The 13,245-nt window shown below is 66.8% G+C and carries 14 protein-coding genes; 5 read left to right on the forward strand and 9 right to left on the reverse strand.

Annotated elements, in window-relative coordinates; translation table 11 throughout:
* The first annotated feature begins 171 nt into the window (after positions 1–171).
* Together AO057_RS03240 and AO057_RS03245 are read left to right on the forward strand one after the other, a co-directional pair.
* Entirely contained in the window at positions 172–1,464 is a 1,293-nt protein-coding gene (locus AO057_RS03240; protein ID WP_057674281.1) for a Glu/Leu/Phe/Val family dehydrogenase, read from the forward strand.
* 11 nt (positions 1,465–1,475) lie between these two features.
* On the forward strand, positions 1,476–1,733 hold the full coding sequence (locus AO057_RS03245) for a YkgJ family cysteine cluster protein (protein ID WP_057677151.1): 258 nt from the start codon (positions 1,476–1,478) through the stop codon (positions 1,731–1,733).
* Positions 1,734–1,791: 58 nt separating this feature from the next.
* Here AO057_RS03245 and AO057_RS03250 read toward each other — a convergent pair whose 3' ends face one another.
* The 6 genes from AO057_RS03250 to AO057_RS03275 all read right to left on the reverse strand — a co-directional run bounded on the left by AO057_RS03250 (position 1,792) and on the right by AO057_RS03275 (position 8,069).
* Positions 1,792–3,246, reverse strand: coding sequence for an aldehyde dehydrogenase (locus AO057_RS03250; protein ID WP_057674282.1), 1,455 nt, complete (start codon positions 3,244–3,246; stop codon positions 1,792–1,794).
* 27 nt (positions 3,247–3,273) lie between these two features.
* Complete coding sequence (locus AO057_RS03255) at positions 3,274–4,080, reverse strand: ABC transporter ATP-binding protein (RefSeq protein ID WP_057674283.1); 807 nt, start codon at positions 4,078–4,080, stop codon at positions 3,274–3,276.
* Positions 4,077–4,883 carry an ABC transporter ATP-binding protein gene (locus tag AO057_RS03260; protein ID WP_240480721.1) on the reverse strand — a complete coding sequence of 269 codons (807 nt, stop codon included), beginning with the start codon at positions 4,881–4,883 and terminating at the stop codon, positions 4,077–4,079. The genes AO057_RS03255 and AO057_RS03260 overlap by 4 nt, the downstream gene beginning before the upstream one ends.
* The gene (locus AO057_RS03265) at positions 4,876–5,904 is read right to left on the reverse strand and encodes a branched-chain amino acid ABC transporter permease (protein ID WP_057674285.1); all 1,029 of its coding nucleotides are present in this window, start codon (positions 5,902–5,904) and stop codon (positions 4,876–4,878) included. Before AO057_RS03265 ends, AO057_RS03260 begins: the two co-directional genes overlap by 8 nt.
* A complete protein-coding gene (locus tag AO057_RS03270; RefSeq protein ID WP_057674286.1) occupies positions 5,901–6,791 on the reverse strand; it encodes a branched-chain amino acid ABC transporter permease in 891 nt (296 codons plus the stop codon). The genes AO057_RS03265 and AO057_RS03270 overlap by 4 nt, the downstream gene beginning before the upstream one ends.
* An 87-nt stretch (positions 6,792–6,878) precedes the next feature.
* Positions 6,879–8,069: an amino acid ABC transporter substrate-binding protein gene (locus AO057_RS03275; RefSeq protein WP_057674287.1), complete on the reverse strand. Its 1,191-nt coding sequence runs from the start codon at positions 8,067–8,069 to the stop codon at positions 6,879–6,881.
* 173 nt (positions 8,070–8,242) lie between these two features.
* Here AO057_RS03275 and AO057_RS03280 point away from each other — a divergent pair, with 173 nt between their 5' ends.
* Together AO057_RS03280 and AO057_RS03285 are read left to right on the forward strand one after the other, a co-directional pair.
* Complete coding sequence (locus AO057_RS03280; RefSeq protein ID WP_057674288.1) at positions 8,243–9,196, forward strand: AraC-like ligand-binding domain-containing protein; 954 nt, start codon at positions 8,243–8,245, stop codon at positions 9,194–9,196.
* A gap of 78 nt (positions 9,197–9,274) precedes the next feature.
* Positions 9,275–10,030 carry a class II aldolase/adducin family protein gene (locus tag AO057_RS03285; protein WP_057674289.1) on the forward strand — a complete coding sequence of 252 codons (756 nt, stop codon included), beginning with the start codon at positions 9,275–9,277 and terminating at the stop codon, positions 10,028–10,030.
* Between the two features lie 18 nt (positions 10,031–10,048).
* On the opposite strand, the gene AO057_RS03290 is transcribed toward AO057_RS03285, so the two are convergent.
* From AO057_RS03290 to AO057_RS03300, 3 genes are read right to left on the reverse strand one after another with little or no spacing between them, the layout of a single operon-like run.
* Positions 10,049–11,320 carry an AsmA family protein gene (locus AO057_RS03290; protein WP_057674290.1) on the reverse strand — a complete coding sequence of 424 codons (1,272 nt, stop codon included), beginning with the start codon at positions 11,318–11,320 and terminating at the stop codon, positions 10,049–10,051.
* 7 nt (positions 11,321–11,327) lie between these two features.
* Positions 11,328–11,753, reverse strand: coding sequence for a c-type cytochrome (locus AO057_RS03295; protein WP_057674291.1), 426 nt, complete (start codon positions 11,751–11,753; stop codon positions 11,328–11,330).
* A 25-nt stretch (positions 11,754–11,778) separates the two neighbouring features.
* The gene (locus AO057_RS03300) at positions 11,779–12,471 is read right to left on the reverse strand and encodes a hypothetical protein (protein WP_057674292.1); all 693 of its coding nucleotides are present in this window, start codon (positions 12,469–12,471) and stop codon (positions 11,779–11,781) included.
* Between the two features lie 23 nt (positions 12,472–12,494).
* Between AO057_RS03300 and AO057_RS03305 the strand changes: the two genes are divergently transcribed.
* Entirely contained in the window at positions 12,495–13,238 is a 744-nt protein-coding gene (locus AO057_RS03305) for a hypothetical protein (RefSeq protein ID WP_240480722.1), read from the forward strand.
* Positions 13,239–13,245 lie beyond the last annotated feature (7 nt).

Genomic DNA, 13,245 nt, shown 5'->3' on the forward strand with positions numbered 1-13,245 from the left:
CGAAGACCGCATTTTAACGGGCGGGCCCGTTTTGTGTGCGTTCCCGTCAGGCGGCGCACCGCATGCCGCTCGATGCGGGAACGGCATGGACTCACAAGCAGACCGCCTTGGACAGCGCGTCCCCCACGGCTTAAGCTGGCGGCACCCGCAACCCCCAGAGGTGAGAGACCGATGACAACCACTGCCAGCCCGCACGCCCTGCCCTCCTACCTGCAGGCCGACCACCTCGGCCCCTGGGGCACCTATCTGCAACAGGTCGACCGGGTGACGCCCTACCTCGGCCCGCTGGCACGCTGGGTCGAAACGCTCAAGCGGCCCAAGCGCTGCCTCATCGTGGACGTGCCCATCCTTCTGGACAACGGCACCATCGCGCACTTCGAAGGCTACCGCGTGCAGCACAACACCTCGCGCGGACCGGGCAAGGGCGGCGTGCGCTTTCACCAGGACGTGACGCTGTCGGAGGTGATGGCCCTGTCGGCCTGGATGTCGGTGAAGAACGCAGCGGTCAACGTGCCCTACGGCGGCGCCAAGGGCGGGGTGCGCGTGAATCCCAAGACACTTTCCCTCGGTGAACTGGAGCGCGTCACGCGGCGCTACACCAGCGAGATCGGCATCATCATCGGCCCGAGCAAGGACATCCCGGCCCCGGATGTCAACACCAACGAACAGATCATGGCCTGGATGATGGACACCTACTCCATGAACGTCGGCGAGACGGCCACCGGCGTCGTCACCGGCAAGCCCCTGGCGCTGGGCGGCTCGCTCGGGCGGCGCGATGCCACGGGGCGCGGTGTGTACACCGTGGGCGTGGAGGCGGCGCATCAGATCGGCCTGAAGATCGCGGGCGCGCGTGTGGCCGTGCAAGGCTTTGGCAATGTGGGCAGCGTCTCGGCGAGGCTGTTTGCCGAAGCGGGCGCCCGCATCGTGGCGGTGCAGGACCACGCCGGCACCATCTACCGCGAAGCGGGGCTGGACCTGGCCGCCCTGGCCGAGCACGTGCGGCTCACCGGCAGTGTGACCGGCTTTGCATCCGCCGAGCCGCTGGCCTCCGCGGCCTTCTGGCAAGTCCCCTGCGACATCCTGATCCCGGCCGCGCTCGAAGGCCAGATCACGGCGGCCAATGCCGGGCTGATCACCGCCCGCATGGTGATCGAGGGCGCCAACGGCCCCACCACACCCGAGGCCGACGACATCCTGCAGGAGCGCGGGGTGCTGGTGGTGCCCGACGTGATTGCCAACGCGGGTGGTGTGACGGTGAGCTACTTCGAATGGGTGCAGGATTTCTCCAGCTTCTTCTGGAGCGAGGACGAGATCAACGCACGACTGGTGCGCATCATGAAAGAAGCCTTCGCCGTCATCTGGCAGGTGGCGCAGGACAACCGCGTGAGCCTGCGCACGGCCACCTTCATCGTGGCCTGCAAGCGCATCCTGCACGCACGCGAAATGCGCGGGCTCTATCCCTGAGAATGGAGGGCATGAACTGCCGCCCAGGCTGCGCTGCCTGCTGCATCGCGCCCTCCATCTCCAGCCCCATCCCCGGCATGCCGCAGGGTAAACCTGCCGGCATGCGCTGCGTGCAGCTGGACGCGGCGGGCCGCTGCCTGATCTTCGGCCGGCCTGAACGGCCGGCGGTCTGCAGCAGTCTGGCGCCCTCGCCAGCCATGTGCGGCGACTCAGCCGAACAGGCCATGCACTATCTGCAGAAGCTTGAAAAAGAAACCGCGCCGACCTGAAACAGGCGGGCGCGGTCGAGTCGAAGAAGCTTCTTGTTGTTCTTCGGTCTTGTTCTTCTTAGAACGGGTAATGACGCGGCGTGGTCTGCAGCGTGATCCAGCGCAGTTCGGTGAACTCATGGATGCCGGCCTTGCCGCCGAAACGGCCGATGCCCGAACCCTTGACGCCGCCAAAGGGCATCTGAGCTTCGTCGTGCACGGTGGGGCCGTTGACGTGGCAGATGCCGGAGTCGATACGGCGCGCCACGTTGAAGGCACGGGCGATGTCGCCGCCGAAGACCGCGGCGGAGAGGCCGTACTCGTTGTCGTTGGCGCAGGCCACGGCTTCTTCGACACCGTTGACGCGCACGATGGGTTTCACAGGGCCGAAGCTCTCCTCGTGGTAGATCTTCATGGCCGGGGTCACGTGGTCCAGCACGGTGGCGGGCATCAGCGTGGTGGTGGCCTTGCCGCCGCACAGCAGCTTGGCGCCCTTGGCCAGCGCGTCGTCGATCAGCGCATTGCAGTGCTCCACCGTGTTCATGCCGATCACCGAGCCCAGCACCACCGGCTCGGGTTTGCGCGGGTCGCCCAGCGGCAGCGCCTTGGCCTTCTCGACGAACTTCTTCACGAAGGCGTCGGCAATCTTGTTGTCCACGATGATGCGCTCGGTGCTCATGCAGATCTGGCCGCTGTTGGCGAAGCAGCCGAAGGCCGCGCCGTTGACGGCGTCGTCGATGTCGGCGTCATCCAGGATGACCATGGGGGCCTTGCCGCCCAGCTCCAGCACCACGGGCTTGAGGTACTTGGCGCAGGTCATGGCGATGATCCTGCCCACCTTGGTCGAACCCGTGAAGTTCACACGACGCACGGCCGGATGCGCCACCATGGCCTCCACCACGGCGCCGGCGTCGGCCGGGGCGTTGGTGATGTAGTTCACGACGCCGGGCGGGAAACCCGCGTCCAGGAAAGCCTCGATGATGAGCTGGTGGGTGCGCGGGCAGTTCTCCGAGCCCTTCATCACCACGGTGTTGCCACAGGCCAGGGGCACGCAGATGGCGCGCACCCCCAGGATGACGGGCGCGTTCCACGGTGCGATGCCCAGCACCACACCGGCGGGCTGGCGCACGGCCATGGCCAGCGAGCCCGGCACGTCCGAGGGGATCACCTCGCCGGCCACCTGGGTGGTCAGCGCGGCGGCCTCGCGGATCATGCCGGCCGCCAGGAAGACGTTGAAGCCGGCCCAGCTGCCCGCTGCGCCGGTCTCGGCCGCCACGGCCTCGATGAACTGCGGCGTCTTGGCCTCCAACGCATCGGCGGCCTTGAGCAGCAGCATGCGGCGCTCGCTGGGGCCGGTCTGGCTCCAGGTCTTGAAAGCCTCGGCGGCGGCCTCGACGGCCATCACGGCATCGGCCGGCGAGGCGGCGGGGGCACGCGAGGCCACGCTGCCATCGAGGGGATTGCGGCGCTCGAAGGTGGCGCCGCGCTCGGCCGTGACTTTCAGGCCGTTGATGAGCATGGACATGTCGGACATGGTTTTCTCCTTGAGGAAATCGATTCGTTAAACAGTAGTGTTCTTGCGGCGGCGCTGCACCGCATCGGCTGCGGTGGTCTGGTCGGCGGCATCGGCACCCAGATAGGCTTCGCGCACGACGTTGGAGCGCTCCAGCAGCCGGGCCGGGCCGCTGGCCACCAGCGTGCCGCGTTCCAGCACGTAGCCGCGGTCGGCCACGGCCAGCGCCTTCTTGACGTTCTGCTCCACCATCAGCACGGTGGTGCCGCCGTCGGCGATGCGGCGGGCAATCGCCAGCAATTCGTCCACCATCCGCGGCGCCAGGCCCAGCGAGGGCTCGTCCAGCATCAGCAGGCGCGGCGCACTCATCATGGCGCGGGCCACGGCCACCATCTGCTGCTCACCGCCGCTCATGGTGCCGGCCAGCTGGTGGATGCGTTCGCGCAGCTTGGGGAAGTCGTTCAGCACCTGCTCCATACGACGCGCGCGCTCGGCCTTCGGGCACAGCCAGCCGCCGAGTTCCAGGTTTTCCAGCACGCTCATCTGGGGAAAGAGCTGGCGGCCTTCGGCCACGAGGGTCACGCCGCTCTTGACGATCTCATGCGTCTTCTCCGCCAGGTCATCGCCGTCGAGCAGCACCATGCCGCTGCGCGGGATCAGGCCCATCAGGGCCTTGAGCAGCGTGGTCTTGCCGGCGCCGTTGGGGCCGAGGATCACGGTCAGGCCGGGCTTGACCTCGAAGCGCAGGTCGCGCAGCACGAGGAAGGCACCGTAACCGGCACTCAGGCCGCGCACCTGGAGGTGGGCACGCTTGAGGTCACCCAGCACGAAGGGGGTATCGCGGTACCACATCATGCGGCCACCTCCTCGTCTTCGGTCGAAGGTTCGGCCATCTCGTCGCCCAGATAGGCTTCGATGACCTCGGGGTTGCGCACCACGTTGCGCGGGGTGTCGTCGGCAATCTTGCGGCCCTGGTGCAGCACGATGACACGCTCCACATGGCGCAGCAGGGTGGTCACGGCGTGCTCGATCCAGATCACGGTCAGGTCCAGCTCGTCGCGCAGGCGGCGGATCAGGCGGGCCATCTCCTCGATCTCGGCTTCGGTCAGGCCGGCAGCCACTTCGTCGAGCAGCAGCAGCTTCGGTCTTGTGGCCAGCGCCATGCCGATTTCCAGCAGGCGCTGCTGCGAAGGGGTGATGGCCGCGGCCGGCAGATCGGCCTGGGCCGAGAGGCCGATCAGTTGCAGGATGCTCATGGCGTCGCGCAGCGCCCAGGGCACACCGACCTCGTCGCCCCAGAAAACGTACTTGCGGCGGCGCCGGCCGGCGAACTTGAGGCCGAACTCGATGTTGGCTGTCACGGTCATGTCGGGAAAGACACGCGGGGTCTGGAAGGTGCGTGCCACGCCGTGCGCGGCAAACCGGTGGGGACCACGACCCGTGAGATTACGCCCGTTGGACACCAGACGACCCGAGGTGGGAACGAGCACACCGGAGATCGCATTGAAGAAGGTGGTCTTGCCGGCGCCGTTGGGGCCGATGATGCCCACCAGTTCACCGGGCGCAAAACTGGCGCTGACGGCGTCCACGGCCACCAGGCCGCCAAAACGCACGGTCACGTTGTGCGCCTCCAGCAAGGGCGTAGCTTGCTCAGACAAAATGGCTCTCCTTCTCGCGGCGCTTGACGCGCTGCTTCTCGCGTTCCTTCTCGCCACTCAACTCGCTGCGGATATCGCGCGCCCACGCACGGCTGTCGTTCCACCAGTCCTTGAACGTGGCCCAGCGCAGCGAGGCCAGGCCGCCCGGCAGGTAAAGCACGCACAGGATGAGCAGCAGGCCCAGCGACATCAAATAGATCTGCGGGAACTGCAGGCGCAGCGACTCGGCCAGCACGCTGAAGATGATGGCGGCCAGCAAGGGGCCCCAGAGCGTGAGCACGCCGCCGATCAGGGTGATCAGCACGGTCTGGAAACCGATGAAGGGGTTGAAGACCGTGTGCGGGTCGATATAGGTCCAGCGCACCGCCATGGCCGCGCCCACGGCGCCGGCAAAGGCAGCGGTGATGGCAAAACCCGCGATCTTGACCAGGCGCGTGTTCACGCCCAGGGTCTGGGCCCGCTGCTCATCCGCGCCGATGCCCATGAGGGCCAGGCCGAAACGCGTGCGCCGCACCACGATGGAAGTGGCCACCGCCAGCAGGGCCAGGGCCAGCATGGTGAGGTAGATGGTGTCGCGCTCGGGCACCACGGTGAGCACGCGCCCCACGGTGCCGGTGACCGTCTTCTCGAAATAGGTCACGGCGTGCAGGATGAGCTCGGTCATGCCGAAGGTCAGCACGGCGAAGTAGGTGCCGCGCAGGTGCAGCACGGCCGCGCCCATGACAATGGCCACCAGCACGGCGATGCCCGCGCCGATGGCAATGGTCTCGACCCAGCTGAACTGGCCCAGCAGGATGGCACTGGTGTAGGCCCCGATGCCGAAGAAGGCCGAGGTGGCCAGGGACAGGTAACGCGTGCTGCCGCAGAACAGGCCCCAGCTGGAGGACAGGGCCACGTACATCAGGCAGGTCAGCGCCATGGAGACCACGAACTCGCTGGCGTAGAAAGGCAGGGCCAGGCACCAGCCAGCAAAGGCCAGCAGCACCAGCAGGTCGCGGATGAGGAATTGACGGGAAGTCATGCCTTGCGTCCTTTACGGGCAAACAGGCCTTCAGGACGCAGGAGCAGCACGGCGATGAACACCGCGTAGGACAGCAGGGCCTTGAGCGAGGGGTTGGTGAAGTGCATGCCCAGGGCCTCGATCACACCCAGGAAGAGGCCGCCGAGCAGCGCGCCGCTCATGCTGCCGAAACCGCCCAGGGTGATGACGATCAGCGCCGTCACGGTATAGGGCTGGCCCATATAGGGGGTGATGGTGTAGGCCATGGACAGCAGCGCGCCGGCGATGCCCGAGAGGCCCAGGCCGATGCCGAACATCAGCGGGTGCAGGCGTTTGGTGTCGATGCCCATGAGCTGCGCGCCGATGGGCGACTGCATGAGGGCGCGCACGCCCTTGCCCAGCAGCGTCATGCGCAAGAGCACGATGAGCGCACCGGAGAAAAGCAGGGCCAGGAAAAAGACCAGCAGCTTGTTGGCGGCGAACTGCACTTCGCCGAACTTCACGGGTTCGGTCAGGTAGTCGTAGCCGCGCAGGTCGCCGCCCCAGAGCCAGGACACGAAGTTCTGCACCAGGAACATCAGGCCGAAAGCCACCATGAGGCCACGTGCCTCGAACACGTCAAGGTTGGGCGAAGTGGCGGTGAGGCGGCGGAAGCACAGGAAGTGCAAGACGACACCGAGCACCATCAGCACCAGGAAGGCCACTGGCACCATCAGCAGCGGCGAGATGCCGAACTGCGTCTGGACCAGCCAGGTCAGGTAGGCGCCGACCATGAGGAACTCGCCGTGGGCGATGTTGAGGATGCGCATCAGGCCGTACTGGAGGTTGAGCCCCAGGGCGACCAGCGCATAGATGCCCCCGGTGATGAGACCGGAGGCGATCAGTTCGAGCCAGGCAGTAATAGACATGTTGAGAAGGTTCCGCCCACCCCTGCCTGAGCAGAAGCGGGCGGAAAAAGGGAACAAGGACGGATCAGAGACCCGTCAGGAAAGAAATCACCACGCCGGTTTCGGGGCCAGCTTGGCGGTGGCGACCTTCTGCGGCCACACCACCTCGAACTCACCCTTTTGCCACTGGCCTACGGTGCCCGGGGTGCCCACGTTCTCGCTGCCGACGAACTTGATGTCGCCCAGGATGGTCTTGTGCGTGGTGTTGGCCACGTAGTCGCGGATAGCCTTGCGGTCCAGGCCATGCGTCTTCACGGCGTTGGTCAGGATCTCCAGGCCGGCCCAGGTGGCGCCGCTGGCCCAGCGGTCGGGTTCCTTGCCGCCGAACTTCTTGGTGTGCGCGTCGAAGTAGGCCTTGGCGCCGGGGCTGGTCTTGCCGTTCCAGGAACCCATACCCAGCACGCCTTCGGCACCGGCCGGGGTCATGACGTTGCGGTAGAGCTGGAAGGCGGTGCCGACCGAGGCGTAGAAGTACTTGGGGTTGAAGCCGATTTCCTTGGCCTGCTTGCTGGCCAGGATGGTGTCGGGCGGGTAGGTGAAGCCGACGAAGGCGTCGGGGTTCTTGTCCTTCATGGAGCGCAGCACCGGCGACAGGTCCTTGACGCCACCAGGGTAGCTCTTGTCTTCCACCATCTGGATACCGCTGCCCTGCAGCGCCACTTTCAGCGCGGCGTAGTTCTCCAGGCCGAACAGGTCGTCCACGTAGATCACGGCGATGGTCTTGACGCCATTGGCCTTGAGCATGTCGACCAGGGCTTCCGTCATCGGCTTGGGCTGCTGCAGCAAGAGGAAGAAGTAGGGCAGCTTCATCTCGATCAGGCGCTTGGACAGGGCCGTGGGCGCCAGGAAGGGATAACCGAAACGGTTGGCCAGCGGGGCTACCGCGAAGTTGGCGTTGGAACCCCAGGGCGGCAGCACCAGGTCGACCTTGTCGGAACCCATGAGCTTTTCATAGGAACGCACGCAGGTCTCGATATCGCTGCGGTCGTCGGAGCTGATCAGCTCGATCGGGCGCTTCTCGCCCTTGACGTTGAGGCCGCCGGCCGCGTTCTGCTGCTCGGCCCAGAGCAGGTAGTTGGGCTCCTGGCTGACCTGGGCGCCGCCGGTCCACGGGCCGGTGCGGGCCATGGCATAACCCACACGCACCGGCGCGGCTGCGAACAGGTGCGGGGCAAAGGTGGCGGCACCGACAGCAGCGGCAGTGCCTTTGAGCAGGGTACGTTTTGTTTGTTGAACCATGGTTGTCTCCGTTGGATTTGCTTTTCAGGATCGCACAGCAATACTAGAAAGCCCGACGGCTTGCGGCTTTGCTGAACGTGCACAAAGTAGTTGACGGTTCATGCAAGAGCACCAGGGTTAACCCTAGCGTCGGGTTTGTCCCGGGGCAGTGATGCGCCGATAATCCGGCCAACATGACCCACGCCACGGCCGTCACCACCGACGATTACGCACCCGCCGACCGCGCGCCGGTCTGGCGCGACTGGGTCTGGAAGCAGTTCGGCGGCCTGGAATCCGACCTGTACGGCGACACCGACTTCGACGGCCACATCGCCTCGGCCCGCGCCGGCGACCTCATCCTCACCAAACTCGAAGCCAACCGCCACCGCGTGGTGCGCACCCGCGACATGGTGCGCGCCAGCGAAGAGGGTTACCTCAAGATTGTCGCGCCCATGAAAGGCTCGGCGGGCGTGGAGCAGATGGGCCGCCAGGCCTGGGTGACCCCGGGCGCCTGGACCATCTACGACACCACCGGCAGCTACTCGGTGGCCAACCCCGAGCGGGTGGAGCACCTGATCGTCATGCTGCCCAAGGCCCAGATGATCGAGCGCGGCCTGCGCCTGGAGAACCTGATGGCGCGGCCCGTGGGCGGCGCCAGCGGCATCGCGCGTGTGGCGCTGTCCACCATGCGCAGCACCTTCCAGGAGCTGCCGCACATGAGTGCCGATGCCGCGCGTGGTGCCGGCGAGCTGATCGCCCAGCTGGTGCGCCTGTCCCTGATCGAACTCTCGGGCCAGGAAACCCAGCTGACCCAGCGCGAGGCGCTGAAAGACCGCATCCGCGGCTACGTGGCCCTGCACCTGCGCGACCCCGACCTGACGGTGGACCAGATCGCCGTGGCCCTGAATTGCAGCAAGCGCCATCTCTACAACGCCTTCACCGACGAAGACCAGACCCTGGCCAGCTACATCCAGGGCCTGCGCCTGGAGGCCTGCATCCGCGAACTGCAGCACCCCATGGCGCAGACGCGCCCGATCACCGACATCGCCCTGTCCTGGGGCTTCAACAGCCCCTCGCACTTCAGCCGTGTGTTCCGCGAACACACGGGCAAGAGCCCCAGCGAATTCCGCGCCGCGTCGCCCACGTGACCCCGCAGCGTTGATCGTTGCGCCGGCATGGTGGACAGTGCGGAATCATCAGCACACGTATCTGGAACAGGAGCCGTCATGCACATCCCCTCCCTGAAAGAAGTCGTCAGCGAACAGGAATGGCAGCTGCGCTGCGACCTCGCCGCCGCCTACCGCCTGGTGGCGGCCTACGGCTGGAGCGACCTGGTCTTCACGCACATCAGTGCGCGCATTCCCGGGCCCGAGCACCACTTCCTGATCAATCCCTACGGCCTGATGTTCGACGAGATCACAGCCTCCAGCCTGGTGCGCGTGGACCAGGACTGCAACAAGCTCAGCGACTCGCCCTTCCCCGTCAACCCGGCCGGTTTCGTGATCCACAGCGCCATCCACGCCGTGCGCGAGGACGCCGGCTGTGTGCTGCACACGCACTCACGCGCCGGCGTGGCGGTCAGCGCGCAGAAGTGCGGCGTGCTGCCGATCAGCCAGCAGTCGACCTTCGTGCTGGGCTCACTCGGTTATCACGCCTACGAAGGCGTGGCCCTGCGCGACGAAGAGAAACCGCGCCTGCAGGCCGACCTGGGCACGGCCAACTACCTGATGCTGCGCAACCACGGCCTGCTGACCGTGGGCAAGACCATCGCCGAGGCCTTCCTCAACATGTACATCTTCGAGAACACCTGCCGCATCCAGCTCGACGCGCAGGCCGGCGGCGAACTGGTGCACGTGAACCCGAAAATCCTCGAAGGCATTGCCGGTGTGATGAAAACCGCCACCGCCGGCCAGGGCGCCAACCTGGCCTGGCCCGCGCTGCTGCGCAAGGCCGAGCGCCTGGACCCCGGCTACAAGACCTGAACGCTCAGTGCGAGCCCGCTATTTGCTGAACAGCTCGCCCAGCTTGCCGCCCATGGACGCACCGGCACCCGTGCCCACGCCGGGCATCAGCAGGGTTCCCAGGGCGGCGCCGATCTTGGCACCCGCCGTCAGCGACACCTCGGGCTCGTCCACCGTGCCGCTCACCAGCAGCGGCACGCCCAAGGCGCCACCCAGGTCCACGTTCACCCGCCCGCCCAGCTGCTGCGTGGTGGACACACTGACCTGGCCGGTGGCGCTGAGCGAGCCCGAGCTGGCCGCCAGGTTCTGCAGTTCGATGGCCTTGCCACGCGTCGTGACCTGACCGGACAGCGTGTCCAGCGGCGTCTTGCCGCCACGACTCACCCCCACGGTCTGCACCGCCTTGGCCAGGTCGATGCCGTGCAGCATGCCCTTGCGCACGGTGAACTTCGACTGCGTCTGCAAAAGATCGAGCAGCGCCGAGGGCTGGCGCGCCCGCGCGCTGAGCGTGGTGCTGGCCTCCAGCCGGCCGCTCAGGGGCTGGCGGGCGCGTACCGCCTCGGTCGGCTCGGGAGCCGTGAGCTGCGAGAGCTCGACGTCGCGCGTCTGCAGCTGGCCCTTGAGCAGGAACTCGGCACCGGTCTCACCCACGGGCTGCACCTCCACGCGTCCCTGCACCGTGCCGCCAGCCACCTGGAGCAGCACCTCCCAGGCCAGCTCATCGCTGCGGCGCAAGTCCAGGCGCGTGCCCTGCAGGCGCCCGTGCACGACATCCAGCGCCAGCCGCTCGGGCAGGGCATCGCTGTCGAGCTGGGCCTCGGCCTGGATCACGATGGCCTTGCCCCGGGCATCGACCCAGCTCAGCTCGTCGAGCACGGTGCGCCGCGGCAGCAGGTGCAGCGAAGACGCGGTCTGCGGCGACTTGTCGCGCTGGCGTATCTTCTGCAGCGAAGCGAGCAAGGCGTCGATGCCCTGCTGGGGCAGCACGGCACGCCGGACCACCAGGGTGGAGATCGCGACGCGGCCGATCAGCAGATGCAGCCAGGCCGGCCGCAGCTCGATGCGCTCCACCTTCAGCGGCTGGCGCGTGCGCAACTCCACGCCGTCCAGCGCCACGCCAGGCAGCGGCCACAGCGTGAGCCCCACGCGTTCCAGCTTGAGCGGCACGCCCAACACGGCCGTGGCTTCCTGCTCGACACGCAGGCGGAATTCGTCGGTCGACACCCAGCGATGCACGACCAGCAGCACGGCGGCCAGCACCAGCACCAGTGCGGCCAGCGCCCAGAACAGGTATTTGCGCGCGCGGCGCATACAGGCCTCAGCCCTTGACGGGCGCCTTCTTCAGCTGCTCGATGCGCTTGGCTTCCTCGCCGCGGATGCGTTCGAGCATGCGGGCATCCGGATCCTTCCAGTTGCCGCCCGACGCGCGCGCCATCCAGGCCACGGCACGCGCAAACTCCTCCAGGCTCAGGTCAGTGCGTCCGCCCTTGGGCGGCATGGCCCGCACGCCCACCCAGCCATGCGCCGTCGGCACGTGCTGGCCCTCGGCGATCAGCTTGCCCCAGGCCTTTTTGTCCCCCACGCGCGGCACATTGGCCAGTCCCGAGTTGGCGCCGGGACCGTGACAGGCGATGCAGGTCTCGCGGTAGACCTGCTCGCCGGACTTGAGTGCAGGCGCCGTCTGCGCCTGGACCGCCGCCGGCACGGCCCAGCAAAAAAGCAGGCTGGCAACAAGCTGTTTCATGATGATCTCCTGGGTGGTACGGGTTTCAAAAAAGACGTTCAGGTGTCCAGCGCAGTCCGAAAGACAGCCAGCGGCTGGCACTGGCGCCACCATACTGCTGTCCCGTCGTGACGTCGAGCTGGAAAAGATTGGGAATCACCGAATAGCGCAGACCTGTCTGCCAGTATGGCTGGGTCTTGTCGTCCCCGAAAGACTCGGCGATCAGCGCCAGGCGCGGTTGCGGGTAATACTCACCGCCCAGGCCCCAGGTGTTGCGATCCTGGTTGCTGGCCTTGTCACGCAGCCAGCCCACATTGGCGTGCACAAAAAAACGGTCCTGGGCCAGGGACGCCGAGAAGGGCAGGTAGACGTAGGTATTGCCCAGCTGGTTGGGACCCGGGGCGATCTCCGGGTGCTCGACCCGCCCCACGCCCAGCCCCCAGCCCCAGCCATTGGTCGTCAGCGGCTTGAAGAGGGTCTTGAGCTGCAGGACATAGTCGTCTGTCGAACCGGTCTCCTTGTAGCTGGCGCGGCCGCCACCCAGGGTGATCTCCAGATTGCCGGTGGGATTGCACGCCGGCAGGGCCCAGAATTCGCTGCTGCCTTCATACTGCCGCACCCAGCTCTCGAGCTGGCAGCTGCCGGCCGTCGTCAGGCGGGCGTCGTCGGTCACGAAAGGGCGCGCGGCCCAGGCCGGTGTCGCCAGAAAAAAAGCGGCGAAGATGATGGCAAACTTCATGCTGGCATTCTAGGAGAGCCCCTTTGCAACTTCATTTCTTTCGGATCCTGACCGCGGCCTGTCTGGGACTCGCGGCACAGTCGGCCATGGCGCAGGACAGTGGCAAGGCCCCGTCCCCTGCCTTCAAGCTGACCGCCGGCCTGTACCAGTCCAGCGGCGGTGGCGCGGCGAGCAGCGACTCGACCGACATCAACCTGCGCCACAGCTCGAAACTGGGCAATGTCTGGATCGGCCGGTATGTGGCGCCGGCCCGCGAGCTGATCCAGGACCGTGTCGGCTGGGACCGCACCTGGTCGGTCGGGGCGGTGCGCATCCAGCCCTCGGCGCAACTGGCCACCGGCGGCGCCCTCAACGGCAGCGTGGGCGTGGAAACCGGCGAGGATTGGTACGTCGGTGCCGGATTCGGGCGCACCAACCAGCGCGAGACCGTCAACCTGAACTTCGACCCCAACGACGCCTACAGCCTGAGCGGCGGTTACCGCTGGGCCGAGGGCGCATCGCTGGGCCTGATGTACGTGCGTGACGACCGGCTCAACCCCGACCAGCAGCATCTGCACCTGGTCTACCGGACCCCGCTGCCCGAGGGCCACCGCCTGACCGTCGACCTGCTGTTCAAGCGCGGCCTGGTGGAAGACGAAACGATCGAACGCACCGGCCTGTCGGTGGCCTATGACTGGCCGCGCTGGTTCATGCGCCTGAGTTATGACCCCAAGGTCAACTTCACGCCGCAGGACATGTGGCGGCTGGCCTTCGGCACACGGTTCTAGAAGCCGC

Source organism: Curvibacter sp. PAE-UM, assembly GCF_001432305.1.
Classification (GTDB): domain Bacteria; phylum Pseudomonadota; class Gammaproteobacteria; order Burkholderiales; family Burkholderiaceae_C; genus Hylemonella.